Annotated in this window: 11 protein-coding genes; 9 read left to right on the top strand and 2 right to left on the bottom strand. The window is 59.9% G+C overall.

What is annotated here, in order from left to right; translation table 11 throughout:
- Positions 1-2986 (top strand): autotransporter family protein (locus NP603_RS21190; RefSeq protein ID WP_256612856.1); only part of this gene is annotated, 2986 nt, incomplete at its 5' end.
- A 160-nt stretch (positions 2987-3146) separates the two neighbouring features.
- Here the strand turns inward: NP603_RS21190 and NP603_RS21185 are convergent.
- Together NP603_RS21185 and NP603_RS22125 are read right to left on the bottom strand one after the other, a co-directional pair.
- Positions 3147-3671, bottom strand: a complete 525-nt coding sequence (locus NP603_RS21185; RefSeq protein ID WP_256612855.1) for a PepSY domain-containing protein — start codon at positions 3669-3671, stop codon at positions 3147-3149.
- A 54-nt stretch (positions 3672-3725) separates the two neighbouring features.
- Positions 3726-4340, bottom strand: a complete 615-nt coding sequence (locus NP603_RS22125) for a LuxR C-terminal-related transcriptional regulator (RefSeq protein ID WP_256612854.1) — start codon at positions 4338-4340, stop codon at positions 3726-3728.
- A 547-nt stretch (positions 4341-4887) separates the two neighbouring features.
- On the opposite strand from NP603_RS22125, the gene NP603_RS21175 reads away from it, so the two are divergent.
- From NP603_RS21175 to NP603_RS21140, 8 genes are all read left to right on the top strand, one after another.
- The gene (locus NP603_RS21175) at positions 4888-6789 is read left to right on the top strand and encodes a type II secretion system protein GspD (protein ID WP_256612853.1); all 1902 of its coding nucleotides are present in this window, start codon (positions 4888-4890) and stop codon (positions 6787-6789) included.
- Positions 6790-6842: 53 nt separating this feature from the next.
- Positions 6843-7268: an SEL1-like repeat protein gene (locus NP603_RS21170; protein WP_256612852.1), complete on the top strand. Its 426-nt coding sequence runs from the start codon at positions 6843-6845 to the stop codon at positions 7266-7268.
- Positions 7269-7303: 35 nt separating this feature from the next.
- Complete coding sequence (locus tag NP603_RS21165; protein ID WP_256612851.1) at positions 7304-7507, top strand: hypothetical protein; 204 nt, start codon at positions 7304-7306, stop codon at positions 7505-7507.
- 363 nt (positions 7508-7870) lie between these two features.
- Positions 7871-8803 carry a type II secretion system protein gene (locus NP603_RS21160; RefSeq protein ID WP_256612850.1) on the top strand — a complete coding sequence of 311 codons (933 nt, stop codon included), beginning with the start codon at positions 7871-7873 and terminating at the stop codon, positions 8801-8803.
- Between the two features lie 327 nt (positions 8804-9130).
- Positions 9131-10924, top strand: a complete 1794-nt coding sequence (locus NP603_RS21155; protein WP_256612849.1) for a PglL family O-oligosaccharyltransferase — start codon at positions 9131-9133, stop codon at positions 10922-10924.
- A gap of 128 nt (positions 10925-11052) precedes the next feature.
- Complete coding sequence (locus tag NP603_RS21150) at positions 11053-11679, top strand: type II secretion system protein (RefSeq protein ID WP_256612848.1); 627 nt, start codon at positions 11053-11055, stop codon at positions 11677-11679.
- Entirely contained in the window at positions 11676-12986 is a 1311-nt protein-coding gene (locus NP603_RS21145; RefSeq protein WP_256612847.1) for a prepilin-type N-terminal cleavage/methylation domain-containing protein, read from the top strand. The genes NP603_RS21150 and NP603_RS21145 overlap by 4 nt, the downstream gene beginning before the upstream one ends.
- 324 nt (positions 12987-13310) lie before the next feature.
- A partial coding sequence (locus tag NP603_RS21140; protein ID WP_256612845.1) for a hypothetical protein occupies positions 13311-14401 on the top strand: 1091 nt, incomplete at its 3' end.

The raw sequence follows: 14401 nt of genomic DNA, 5'->3' as shown, positions 1-14401 counted from the left end.
GAGCGGCGCCAATACCTACACCGGCACGACCACGATCAGCGCCGGCACCCTGGCCTTGGGCGCCAGCAATGTATTCGCCGACGGCTCCAGCATCGTCGTCGACGGCGGCACGTTAGCAATGGGCGCGTTCAGCGACACAGTGCTTGGCGTCACGCTACAATCCGGCACGATCAGCGGTAGCGGGGTTTTAACCTCGAACACGACCTACAATCTGCAATCCGGTTCGATCGAGACCGCGCTGGCGGGTAACGTCGGTATCAACAAAACCACCGCCGGTACGGTAACCCTGAGCGGCGACAACACTTACACCGGCACGACCCAGGTCAACGCCGGTACCTTGATTTTCAGCGGCAGCGGTAACCACACGCTTACCGGCAGTTATACCGGCGCCGGCACGTTGGAATTTGCCGGCGGCACCAACCAGTTCGCGACCGGCGCGACAATCGCCACCACCAATTTGACCTTCAGCGGCGGTAGCAACCAGATCACCAGCGGCGCCGGCGTCACATCCGCCAACATTACCTTGAGCGGCGGCAGCAACACTATCGACAAAGCCTTATCCGTTACCTCGTTCGCCGCCAGCGGCGGTACCAACACCCTGAACGCAGCGCTAACCGCGACCAATGCGACTTTTAGCGGCGACGAAAACGTCGACACCACCGATATCAACGCCGGCTACAACGTCAGCGGCACCACGACTATCAATGGCGGCAACGTCAATTTCGCCTCATCGACGCCGGCGGTATTGGGTCAGACCCTGGTGATTAACGACGGCCATGTCACCTTCGCCGCGGCCGTCACCGAAGTCGACCAGTACATTCAGACTGGCGGCACCTTATCCGGGCCGGGCGAATTGAGAGTGTCTTCGGCGACCTTGTCCGGCGGTTCCATGCTCGGGCCCGGCAAATTTATCATCGACGGTGACGGCGGCACCTCGACCAACCTGTTGTTGAACGGCAATTTCCAATTGGATAACCAATCCACCTTGATCAATAGCGGCAATGTCGTGGTCGCCGCGGCTGCCGCGCTGCAAGGCAACGGCAGCTACCGGCAGACCGCCGGCACCACCCAAGTCGACGGCAACTGGACCCAGGCCTTGACCGATATCCAGGCCGGAGTTTTGCGCGGCAACGGCAGCGTCGGCGGCCAGTTGGTCAACCAGGGCACGGTAGGCGCCAATGGCAACAACCTGGTGTTGAACGGCCCGGTCACCGGCAGCGGCGCCTACGCCGGCGGCGTACAGTTCAACAATAACTTTGCCCCCGGCCCCGCCCCCAGCGGTTTGGGTATTGCCCAAATCGACGCCAGCGATGCCGATCTGGTGTTCGGCAGTAACAGCAAATTGATGATCGAATTCGGCGGCGACCAGAACGGCCATTTGGTTTCCGATTCGATCACCGCCCGCAGCATTGCATTGCAAGGCGCATCGTTGGACTTGCAGCGTCTGGCGAGTCAACCCAACTTCAGCCCGCAGCAGTTTTTCGCCCAAACCGCGATTCTGACCACGACCACCGGCAACATCAGCGGCGCCTTCAACAGCGACGTCAACTGCCCGACCGGCTCCGACGATCTGTACGTGCTGTCGCAGCAGGAAAAGCAGTTTTTGCTGACCATAGTCCCGCGCCTGCCGAATCTGGTTCCGGCAGACGTGCAGTCTCTAGCCAGCGCCCTGCAACAAGCCGATTGCAACCCGAACACGCCGCCCAGCCTGCAAGCCCTGCTGAACGGCTTGAAGCCGTTTCTGTCCGAGGGCACCTCAGAGACCGACAAAGTTAACCAATTCGTCAATGCATTGCGGCAGATCAGTCCGAAGCAATTGGCAGCCGAGCAGACCCTGACCAACCGCGTAGCCAAACTGCAGGTCGCCAATCTGAGTCAGCGCATGGACAACCAGCGCCAGTTTGCCGCAGTCGGCAGCGGCGCACCGCAGACCAACATATCCGCCAACGTCGGCAGCCAGCCGCCGGCGTCGCCGCCGACCTCCGGCCCATCTCCCGGAAGCGGCGGGGCGGCGCCGGCAACCGGCGAACGCTCCGGCCAGGCGCCCGCTGCCACGCCCAGTTCCGGCGCGCTATCGATCAATCTGCAAAGCGACCCGGACAGCCCGCCCGATCTGTTTTCGTCGTTCAAGAATCTGGGTTTTTTCCTGAACGGCCAGTTCGAATGGGTGGATCGCACCTCGACGCTGGTGCAGCGCGGCTACCGCTCGGCGCTTTACGGCGTTACGGCCGGCGCCGACTACCGCTTCAGCCAGCGGTTTTTATTGGGTACCTCGCTCGGTTACGGCAACACTTACGCCGAAGTCGCCAACAACGGCGGCGACCAGTCCATCGGCGGCTACACCGCATCGCTGTTCGGCTCGTTGAATCTGACCGACAACTGGTATATCGATGCCGTCGGCAACCTGACTTACAACCAATACAATACCAACCGCACCACAGCCTATACCGACGCCAACGGCAATGCCGTCAACGAAACCGCGAAAAGCAAAACCGACGGCTGGCAACAGCAGTTCAGCCTGTCCAGCGGCTACGATTTGCCGCTCGGCGAGTGGACTTTCGGTTTGCGCGCCCGCGGCGAATACGCGCATATGTCCATCGCCGGACGTAAGGAACACGGCGCCAATTTGGGCATGAATCTGATTATCGACGACCAAAAATACGATTCGCTGACCAGCGCGGTCGGCGCCGTCGTCATGCGCAGCTTCAGCCTGCCGTTCGGGGTGCTGGTGTCGCAAATCAACGTCGAATACGAGCGGCAATGGATAGATAAGTTGCCCAGCATGAAGACCGGCTTTGCCGACCAGCCCAACGTCAAATTCACCACCGCGTCCTACGTGGTCGATCAGGATTATTTGAACGTCAGGGCGGCGGTTTCCGCGCAGTTGCCCTACGGCGGCTCAGCCTTCGTGCAGTACGATACGACCTTGGGCCTGGAGAATACCTCGCGCCACGCCATCAATGCCGGGGTCCGGTTCGAGTTTTGACGCCGGGCCGGGCAAGATTGCGGTTCGCATCCGGCCGGCGCCGGCAGAGTAAATAGAGCGGAGCTAAGAGGAAATTTGTTTAGCAAACCTCCTCTGCCCCATGTTGGCTGAAAGGAGGAAGCAATGGCAACAAGGCTGTTGTCATCGGCGAGATTATTGGTTAGCGCCGTTCGTCGGCCTCCTCGCCGATTTCCCATTCCTCGGTGGCAGTCTCGATGATCTTGCCGCTGGTGGCATCGACTTCTATCTTGGTTTCGACGCCTTTGTCGTTGACGATGTCGAACTCGTAAGACGCGGCGCCATTTTCCTCGACCTCATACTCGACTTCCTCTATCGTGCCGGGGTTGGCTTTCAATGCAGTCGCCGCGGCGTCTTCTTCAGTGACTTTGACGTTCTTTTTGAAGGCCTGGCTGTTCGGATCGGCGACTTCCGATTCCCGCTCGGTCAATTTGCCGCTATCGGCGTCGCAGATGAATTCCCATTCCTGACGGTTGTTGTCGCGCAACTCGAGTTCGTAGGCACCCTTGCCGGCCACGTTCAACTTCTCCAATTTGACCAGATCGCCGGATTTTTCTTTTTTCACCGCCTGGATACAGCTTTCCAGTCCCTGATCGGCGGCAATCGCACCCAGCGACAACAAACCCAAACCGGCCATTACCGCGGTTTTTACCGATATCTTTTTCATAACCCACCTCACATAAAAAAAGGAAAAATTCCCGAACAACGGGAATCATACCCCTCAACCCGAGATCAAGCCATGGCTTTCGGCAAATTTTTTCATCGTCGGCCGGCCTTGCAGTCCAAGTTTCAGCTTCAACGAAGTCTGGCAGTTGGAAACGGTCTTGCGGCTGATGCCCAACTGCTCGGCGATGTCTTGCAAAGCAAAATCCTCGGCCAGCATGCAAAACACGTCGAACTCGCGCGAACTCAGTGTATTGAAAGGCTCCAACAGGCGCTTGACGTGGCGGATCGCCAATACTTGGGCGATATCCGGGTCCAGATAGTAGGCCCCGCCCTGAACTCGGCGGGCTATTTCGGCTTGGCGCCGGTTATCCAGGCCGAAATCGGCGACTCCGACCACGCCCGCTTGCAGGTAGGCCAAGGCCCGGCTGCCGCAGGCACCGGATACGGCCAGCGCCCGGCATTCCGGAGCGATTGCTCGAATCTCGGCCAAGCGTTGCGCAACCCCCAGTTCGGCCCGGTCGGCAAACCAGACCACGTCCGGCTGCGGCCGATGGCGGTCCGAATCGGCGGATTCGGCAATGTCGGCCAGCACTCCCAGTACCGCCAAAGCAGCGGTATCGAACCTATTTGCAACGGATTCTAAATCGACGACCAATAATCGGATAGCCACAACCGGACCTTGCGGATTGCGATGGTAGGTGAAAAGGAACAGGGACGGACACGGCAGACTGCACACCGCCGAAACGGTAACGGCCGCAAATCTCGACGCCGACCAACTGCGCAATGTAAGCCTAAGCTCGGTTTGGATTAGCTGAATACCGACAAAATTTCCGAAAAATTCCGTCAGTATTCAGGACTTATCGCTCTACTCGCACCAAAGCCGGAGCATTAAACTGTTTAGTATCGCCCGATAACAGGAAATTTTCCCGGCCAAATTTGGGTTTTCTTCCCTAATAGCCAAAACTCCTATCCGCTTAAAATGTGACTCGGTTAACGGATTGCCCAGGAGCAGTAACGACAAGGACGTTTCAGGAGATTGTCATTGAATTAATTGTGTTTCCTCCGTTGTTTTAAAAATCTGCGTTGCAACCACTGGTCGCTCCGCGGATTTTTTTTGGGCGCAGCCGCGCGGATCAGGCCGCCCCGCCCAGCAAAACAAGCAGTAAACGCAAGAGTGATTACCCCGCCAAATTGGCGGCGAATAAGAAGAACAAAGGATGCTTGGCTTGTTGGACAAGTTCACGAAGTGCATATTCCTATTGACGATCATGGTACTGATGATGAGCGCCGAGGCGCTGGCAGCCAGCAACACCTTCATTATCGAAGAACTGGAATTCAAAAATTCCCAGGTGGCCGACATCATCCGCGTCTTGTCCGAAGACGCCAAGGTCAACATCGTCGCCACCCCCGAAGCCGGCAAAAAAGAAGTCACCATCTTTCTGAAGAAAATCGCACTCGAAGACGCCATTCGCGCGATCTGCCGCATCAGCGACCTGTGGTACCGCCAGGACGAGGGCGGCCCGGGCACTTACCGGCTGATGACCAAGGACCAGTACAGCAAAGATTTGATGCTGGGCCAGGACGACAACATCAAAGTGTTTCAACTGCGCACCCCCAACGTCCTCGCCATTGCCATGGCCATTCAAAACCTGTACGCGCCTCGGGTTCGAGTCAGCTTCAACCCGGTAATGGGTAGCGGCATGGGCGGCAACATGGGGATCGGCGGCGGCGCCAATCGCGGCCGCTTCGGCGGCATGACCGGCATGAACAGCTTCGGCGGCGGCATGGGCGGTATGGGTGGCTTCGGCATGGGCGGCATGGGTATGGGCGGCTACGGCGGTGCCGGCGGCGGTTATGGCGGCGGCTTTCTGGGTTCGGGCGGCGTGCGCGGCAGCAATGGCTACGGCATCAATCGCGCCTACGGCTACCGCGACGGTCGCAACAGCCAGATGGGCGGCATGGGCAACCTGACCTTTCAGGACCAGGTGCCGGGCAACATGAGCGTCGACCAGATCGAACAATTGTCAGCCGGCGCCGAGGACGGCAAACATATCGATACCGAAAAACTGGCAGAAGTCGCCGGCGCCAACAAAGTCGTGTTCGTCACCGTCAACCAGGAACACAACCAGCTCATCGTCAAAACCAGCGACCAGAGCATCCTCAAATCCATCGGCGAACTGGTTCAGCAAATGGATATTCCGCAGACCCAGGTCATGCTGGAAATGAAGATCATCGACGTCAAGGTCGGCGAAGACTTCTCGTCATTGTTCAACTTCGAAATCAAAAACACCAAAATCCAGGGCGACAGCACCAATCCGCTGATCCTGGGCGGCGCGGCGGCTTTGACCGGCGGCGGCAGCTTCGTTTACGAATTCGTCAGCGACAAGGTCAAGGCCAACATCGAGTTTCTGGAAAAAAACAACCGGGTCAACGTGGTCTCCAACCCGATGCTGGTGGCCTCCAACCACCGCCCGGCGACGCTGTTCGTCGGCGAGGAACGGGTCATGGTGCGCGGCTACGCGGTCAGCAGCGTGCAAAACACCAACACCGCCACCACCTTCTCCAGCCCGGAAACCGAGTTGCTGGACATCGGCACCACGCTGGAAATCATCCCGCACATCAACGAAGACGGCAGCATCCACATCCAGATGAGCCAGGAGAACTCGACGCTCAACGAAGGCGCGGCGACGATACCCATCACCAGCGGCGACAACAACACCGTTCTGGACTTGCCGATCGATACCGTCACCACCGCCCGCATGCAGGGCGAAATCTTCGCCAAGCACGGCCATACCGTCGCCGTCGGCGGCCTGATCCGCGACAGGTTTTCCCGTAACCGCCGCAAAGTGCCCTACCTGGCCGACATTCCGCTGCTGGGCAATGTGTTTCGGCAAACAGAGGATTCGGACAGCAAATCGGAAATGGTGCTGCTGATTACGCCTTACATCCTTAACGAGAAGGACGAACGCCACAACCAATACGACCCGACCGTCAAATACCACCAATACGCCCCGGACACCGCGATGCAGTCCAAACCGGTGCCGAAACCGCAATACCCGGACGATTCCGCCTGCGGCGAAGCCTGCGCGCCGGACAGACTGAGGAACAGCGAGCAATGAGCCTGCGGCAGCGTTTTCCGGTTTGGTCCCGGCGCCGGTTCCCACGGTCCTCCGTGGGAATCCAGACCGCGCTGGCCCTGGCCGCCGCACTCTGCGCCGCCTGCCAGCCGATCCACATGGGCATCGACTCCGACTACACCGTCGCCGTCGAAAACTGCTACGCCTACCGTTACGGCGACAAACTGCGCAAGGTCAACTTTGCCCAGGCATTCGACTGGTGCCACCGCGCCGCGCAATGGGGCGACGCCAACAGCCAGACCTTGCTCGGCGAACTGTATTACCTGGGGCTGGGCGGCGAGCAAGATTACCGCCACGCCGAAATCTGGTTTGAAAAAGCCGCCCGCCAGGGCCAGCCTCATGCCCAATACATGCTGTACCGCATCCATGCCGCGAGCAACGACCTGGCCCGCCAGGAACAAGCCGACTACTGGCTGAAACAGGCGCGGCAAAGCGGCTACAAGCTGGCCCAGCCCCGTTAACCCATTAAGCCACAGGCAATCGAAACCCAAGCACCATGAGCAAACGCACCGACATCCACGCCCAACCCGTCAAACACAAACTGTTGCAGTTGCTGGACGACGTCTTGTTGCACGACGGCTTCGGCGACATCCGAGTGGAAGTCAAGATTCTCAGGCGCCGGCAGAAGGAAGTGATTCTGCACTGCGGCAAGCAGTACCGCTACATCGTCGACGCGCCGGGCCATGGGGAAGAGGAATAAACGAGGGGCGCAGGCCATAGCAAGGCTGAGTGTGCGTTCCCATTCATGCCCTTCGAGTACGCGGGAGCGCCAATATCGTTAAGTTTAGGGTTAACCGTTCGTCCTGAGCTTGTCGAAGGGCGAATGGTTAGACCCAAAGGGCACAAGAGCCGTTCATGGTTCGACAAGCTCAACACGAACGGCCTAACTGAATGGCGTTGATTTATGCACTGGCGAGATTTCCGCATCCCCGCCAACCGCGGGGGAGCACGTAAAAAAGAGTGTGAGGGGTCACATCGAGACATTTAAACACCCAATGGCCAACAGGCCGCGCGAGGCGGTTGCGGCATTGAAACTTGAGCTAACAACATGAAAATGAAACAAATGAATAAACTGCGAGCCGACCAAGGCGGTTTCACCTTATTGGAACTGTTGGTCGTAATTACCCTGATCGCCGCTCTGGCGGTAGGTGCGTTGATCGCTTACGACGGCGTCGGCGATAAAGCCCAAGCAGCCGCGGCAGCCGATTCCAACGTCAAAGTCGACAACGCGATTCGCCAATACAAAGCGGTCACCAACGCCTATCCTAACCAATGGGATAACCTGGTGGCGCAGGACGCGTCTCTGATCGACGCCGTACCGACCCAATTGCTCGAAGTCGTCACAAGCTGGAGTTTGGGTGCCGCGGCATCCAACGTGACCTCATCTTTAGGTCGAGCCGGCATTAACGAATTACAAAACTGGGTGGTTTCAACCAAAGCGTCCAACACCACCGGCGTGATACCGAATCTGGCGCATAACGAAAGCTTCAACCCAACGCATGCAGTCGAATCCGAACACTTCGAAGACGGCGGTATCGGCGCCGACGGCCCGATCGCCAACATCGCCGTAATCCCGGGCTTGGCCGCGTGCACAGCGAACGGCGTTACGGTTCCGGCGGCTCCAGCTAGCGGTCTTAACGCAGCCGGCACCAACTGGATTCAAAACAAATTCAGCGACTCTCTGGAAGGCGACGAATGCCATTTGGTGGTTGCTCTGGGCTTCGGTGGCGATGCCGCCGCCAGCACCACAAACAGCTCGGTCTCCATCGGCAAAGCACCCAGCTTCAGCAAAACCGATACCGCCAATCCGGCCAACAACGTCGATCCTAACGTGAACTACTCGCGCTATATCGGTTTGTTCCTGGTCGGCTCCGACAGCGACGAAAACGGCAACATTACCGACGGCGAATATCTGTCCAAAGCCAAGTTGCTGACCATCATCGCACCGGACGGCACCATCGCCGACCAAAACCTGGCGACCGCCGTACAAAACTAATGGCTTAAGCCGGAAACGGTCCGAGACATTTGCGGCTTCCCGTGCTCCGGCGCGGGAAGCCATCGCCACGCTAAGATTGGGCTTTCGAGCAGAGTCCAGCCTTAGGGATGGTAACAAGCTCCTGCTGGAAGACTTCGCGAACGCCAACGGCGTTTCCCTGGTTCCCACGGTCCGCCGTGGGAACCCGTATCGGCCTTGAATGCCAGGTATGCATTCCCACCCAGGAGCGTGGGAACGAGAGACAGCCGCCGGTCTCCGGTTCCGGAGACCGGTGGACAAAACCCTAACCGTAACAACAACATCGCTAATCCGTTTTTACCGCCAGAAATGTCCAAGCCCAAATCCCTCCCGTTTCAGCCCGCATTGATACTACTGGCCGCTTTGCCGGTATTGCCGCTGTTCGCCCCCTGGCAGTTATTCCCGATCACCTCGTTCCATCAAGAATGGCTGGCGATCGCCGCCGGCCTGCTGGCCTGCCTGTGCGCACTCCCCCTGCTGCGGCGCTCGACAATCCTGGAACTGCCGGCCATCGCTTGGCTACCGCTAGCCCTGGCCGGATTCATCCTGCTGCAAACCCTGTTATTGCCGCAAATCGTGGCTCAACATGCCGGTTTCGCTGTCGGTTACTTGCTGTGGGCCGCCTTGCTGATGGCTCTGGTGGGCTTGCTGCAGCAAACCATCGGCCGACAGCGTTTGGCGCACTGGCTGGCGGGCGGCTTGCTGGCAGCCGCCGTATGGGCCACAGGCCGGGAAATGGCGGCACGGCTGTGGGCCGAAACCGGCCTGTGGGGCGGCACCGGCCAACCCAACCATTACGGCGACTTGCTGGCGCTGGGCGGAATATCGTTGTTGTATTTGCGTAACGCAGTTCCGCTTCGAACCGGCGCGTTCGCGGCGGCAGGCTTGTGGCTCGCGCTCGGGCTAAGCCTGTGCCCGTCGCGCAGCGTCTGGTTATATTGGCCGGCGTTGGCTGCGATCGCCTGGCGCTACCGGCCCAACTTGCTGAGCCCTCTGGCCTACGGCCTGGCCGGCTATTTGCTGTTCCAAGCCATCTGGTCGCTGGACCTGCTACCCGGCCCCGACACCACCGCCGCGCATCGGATCGTGGCGGAGTCGGGCGGCACCTCGGCCCGATGGCACATCTGGGCCGTGGCTTGGGATTTGTTTTTACAGCGGCCGCTGCTTGGGCACGGCTTCGGTGAATTCGATTGGGCCTACTACCAAGCCGGCCGCTTCGCGGCGGAACAAGCCACCCGCATCGAACATGCGCATAACATCGTCATGCACCTACTGGTCGAATTGGGCCTGCTGCCTGTTTTACTGTTGGCCGGATCGGTCATGGTCTGGCTGCACGGCCTGCTGGCGGCAAACGGTAATAGCACGGCGCCGGATACCGCGAACCTTGACTCCGATGCTCCGAGCGACGGCATGCAAGCCTGGATGTTGATGTTGGCCGCGGTACTGGCCATTCATAGCTTGGTGGAATACCCGCTGTGGCATGCGCATTTTCTGGGGATTGCCGCCTGGCTGTTGGCGGTCGGCGAACGGCGGCATTGGCGAATTCCGCTATCCAAGCCCGGTTCGGCGCTGGCCGGCGCTGCAGTCTCGCTGGCACTGGCAGTGGCCATCGTCCACGAATGGCAATACACCCGCATGGAATTGGCACTAATGACGGCATTGGCGCGACAAGACCTGGACAGCGAACAGCGCCTGATCGATGTCTGCCAACAAATCCCGGATACCGCGCCGCTGCTGCTACCTTACGTGCCGGTGGTATTCACGCTGACCGGCCACCCGGAAAATCCGGCCATGCGCGAGCAGTTGGCGGTGCTATCCGGGGCCGCTGTACGCTTTACCCCCACCCAGAGCCTGGTCTACCGGCTGGCGCTGCTGCAAGCCTTGAACGACGACAAGGCCAATGCCCGCCAGACTATAGACAAAGCGTTGGCCGCATTTCCCGGCGGTGCGATTGATTTTGCCGAAGAATTACTACGCGTCCAGGCCTACGCCGGCGCCCGTATCGACGTGCTGATGGCACGGCTATTGCCGGTGGTCAACCCGCAATTGCAGGCCAACCTGCCGGCGGGTGTGAAAGCCAAGATCAAGCAGGCGATGCATTGAAGACTGGTATCTTGAACGATCTCCGGCTCACCTGGCTTTCCCGGTCCCCACGCTCCTCCTCGGGAACCCATACCCATCTCGGGCGGGCATATGCATTCCCATTTATATCCGTTCGGGTAAGCAGGAACATGGGAACGAGAAACAGCCAGACCGGCTTCACCCTGCTGGAACTACTGACCGTGGTGGCACTGATGGCGGTGCTGGCCAGCGTCGGGATATTGGCTTACGAGGGCGTGCAGGACCAAGGCCGCCTCGATGCCAGCCGTTTTGAGATGGCCGAGCTACGCAAGGCCTTGTTGCAGTTTCGGCGGGATAGCGGTAGCAATGATTTGCCGGGGCAAGGCCTTTACGATTGCACCGATGTCGCCAACGGCAACCCGGCCAACGCCAATCCCGATTTTAGTTTCCCTCCCGAGGCCGGCAGCAGCGATGCCGAAAAAGTCGCCTGGTGCCAGCATCCGGCCAATTTCTGGATGCTGTTTGCCGATCCGCTCGGCGCCGGTTGGAATCCGGACACCCATCGCGGCTGGCACGGGCCGTACTTGCAGCGCAAAAGCGGCCTGCAAGCCTTCGGCGCCATTATCGGCGTCTGGGTGGTCAACGATGCTTACGACACGCCGTTCGAGTTACAGATATTAACCCCCGACTATGCCCGCGTGGTCAGCGCCGGCCCCGACCGCAACATGCCCACCGCCGCCAACGCCTGCGAGCCGGCCACGGGTAGCGACGACCTGGTGTTATGCCTGCTGCGATGAGTTTGGTTACTGTCTCGACTCCACGATTGCACCGGCTCTCGGCGCCTCACATCCGACACCATGAGGCTCGGCAGCGCGGCTTCACCCTACTGGAAATGCTGCTGGTGCTGTTCCTGATGGCGCTGGTCGCTTCGGCCGGCCTGATGCTGACCGACGGCGTGGAAGATCAAGCCAAATACGACGAAACCAAGCGCCGGATGGCGAAAATCCGCACAGCCATCGTCGGCGACCCTACCCGCACAGTCAACGGCACCCCGGAAATCAGCGGCTTTGTGGCGGATATGGGGCGGTTGCCGAATTGCTTGCGCGAACTCACCGAAGCCCTGGATTGCGCGGCTCCGGCAAACCCTTTGACCACGTCGGTTTTCGACGACAATAGCGGCCTGTTGGCCGGCTGGCGCGGCCCGTATCTGGCCTTGTTGCCGGATGGCGACGGCACATTAAGCATCCGCGACGGATATGAAAACGACGATGGCAGTGTCAATTTCGGCTGGGGGTTTCTGAACGACGGCACACAGGTCCAATTGCAAAGCTTCGGACTCAATTCGGTCGCGGACGGCGCAACACCAGTCGACGATTATCCGGTTGGCGCCAGCGTTGCCGCCGTGACACCTCTGGTCAATGCGTTCGACTACAGAGTGACCTTCCAAAACTGGGGCAGCGTGACGATTCGCTTTGCCAATACAGGGACGAATCCCATTTCGATCAGCCAAAACAGTCTGCGGCTGGTGTTGAGCTTTGCTGACGACAGCCAACCCAATGCCATTGGCACCGAGGAAAGCGCACCGTTCCCGGCCAGCAATCTGAACGTGCCGGTCAACGCGGTTTCAGTAACGGTTTCGAACGGTCAAACGCTGGACGTCCCAACTGGAACTACGTTGAGCGGTAATACATTGAGTTTCACAGCCAATGACAAGTTACATTTTGTCGATAGCGGCCATGACGTAACTGTGACGAGTGGAGGCAGCGCTGAAATCCCGACCGGCAGCACGCTAACCGGCCTACAAGTCACGATCGGCAGCGACGGTGTGGTGCAACTACCAACCAGCACCCAACTGACCCTGGTTTCGCCCTTCGCCAGCCTACCCAACACCATGGGCCACTATTCGCTATCGCTTGTCTGCAACGATCCGGCCAATCCCAATGCCGTCGACGGCAAACGCTACGACGGCAACTGCGCCCGTTACGGGACCGATGCCGCGCCGATCGCTTACACGCCGATAAACCAACCCTACCTGTTCCGCGCCGCGCCGCGCAGTTCCACGGTAGTACCGCCATCCCCGCTGACGTGGACCATCCAGCAATGAAGCATTTCGTTTCATCCCGGCCCTCGCCGTCCGCCCCTGCCGCAGGCATACTCGGGTTCTCACGGTTTACTCTGGTTTCCACGGTCCTCCGTACCCAAAGGGCATAAATGGGAACCCATGCCAGCATTCGCACTTCGAAAAGCACTCGGAGGACTGGCGGGCCGAGCTGCATGCCCATTTATGCCCTTCGGGTACGCGGGGTGTGGGAAACCGACCTTGTTGCGCAGTGCAACGCCGCCGGATGGGCGGGTCAGTACGCATTCCCACGCAGGAGCGTGGGAATGCGAGTATCCAACATCCTTAACCCCTTAAAACCCAGCAGCGATGAAATTTAACCGCTTTCTCCCCTTCGCCACGCCGTCGCAGTTGTTGGTCTGCGAGACCGACGGCTTTTCGTTGCGCGCCGCGGTGTTGCGCCGTGCCGACCAGGATATGGAGGTGTTGTACCAGGCCAGAACCGAGCAGGTGGACATGGCCGAGGGCCTGGGCGACGTGTTGGCGGCTTTGAAAAACCAGGGCTGGCAGGGCGGCGGTCCGGCCATCCTGTTGTCGCCGGCGGTGTTGTCCACCTTGGTGGAATTGCCGGTCAACCCGAAAAAGCCGCGGCCGCTGCCGCAGATGCTGGAACTGGTGCGCTGGGAAGCGGAGCCGCTGTTGCTGCAACATGTCACGCGCTGGTCGGTGGGCCATTTGCTGGTCGGCCAGGGTTACATGACCGAGGAACAAGCGCGGGCGGTAATGGATTTACAGCAAGGCAAGCCTGCGGCGAACGGCGGCTTGGCGATGGCGGAACAGTTCTCGCTGCGCCGCTTCGGCGATCTGGCGGTGGAGTTGGGCTACATCAAGCGCAGCCAGCTCAACGCCTGCCTGACCGGTCAGGAATGGCTCAAGTCGGCCGACGAGGCCATCGAAGTGGGTTGGGCAGCGCAGAGCCCGGTCGAGGACATTCCCGGCACCTATAACTGGTTGGTCAGTTGCGTGCACCAAAGCCTGTTGCAACGCTGGACCGAAGCCTTTGCCCGCCAGGGCCTGAAATTGCTGGCCATGTATCCATTGACCGGCTGCAGCGCGGTGCTGATTCCTTCGCCGGACAGCAATGCGGTGATCGTGGAAACCCTGCCTGGTCTGGGTTTCAGTAGCCGCTTGACCCCAGGCGGTTATACCGCCCTGCGCCATTACTTGAATCCGAACAAGGCGCCGCTGGATATCGCCCTGGAGAGCTACCACGCCCTGCACGCGCCGCCGCGCGAGCCGGTCTGGCTGGCCGGTTGGCCGCCCGCGCCCGAGCTGGCCGCCGAGCTGGCGCACATGCTGGAACTGGAACTGCACCCGCTGAGCCATTCGGCGGTTGGCGACAATGTCTCGCCGGGCATGGCCGGCGCGGCCTACCATGCACTGGGGCTGGCGGCCGGCGA

It is taken from the genome of Methylomonas aurea (genome assembly GCF_024505045.1).
GTDB classification, from domain to species: Bacteria; Pseudomonadota; Gammaproteobacteria; order Methylococcales; family Methylomonadaceae; genus Methylomonas; species Methylomonas aurea.
The sequence above is the reverse complement of the archived record's forward strand: the minus strand, read 5'-3'. Positions and strand labels throughout refer to the sequence as shown.

Bases quoted from the DNA above. Each gene is read 5' to 3' on its own strand.
- NP603_RS21150 (WP_256612848.1), top strand. From the start codon at position 11,053: ATGGGAACGAGAAACAGCCAGACCGGCTTCACCCTGCTGGAACTACTG.
- NP603_RS21165 (WP_256612851.1), top strand. From the start codon at position 7,304: ATGAGCAAACGCACCGACATCCACGCCCAACCCGTCAAACACAAACTG.
- NP603_RS21185 (WP_256612855.1), bottom strand. From the start codon at position 3,671: ATGAAAAAGATATCGGTAAAAACCGCGGTAATGGCCGGTTTGGGTTTG.
- NP603_RS21160 (WP_256612850.1), top strand. From the start codon at position 7,871: ATGAATAAACTGCGAGCCGACCAAGGCGGTTTCACCTTATTGGAACTG.
- NP603_RS21175 (WP_256612853.1), top strand. From the start codon at position 4,888: ATGCTTGGCTTGTTGGACAAGTTCACGAAGTGCATATTCCTATTGACG.
- NP603_RS21145 (WP_256612847.1), top strand. From the start codon at position 11,676: ATGAGTTTGGTTACTGTCTCGACTCCACGATTGCACCGGCTCTCGGCG.
- NP603_RS21155 (WP_256612849.1), top strand. From the start codon at position 9,131: ATGTCCAAGCCCAAATCCCTCCCGTTTCAGCCCGCATTGATACTACTG.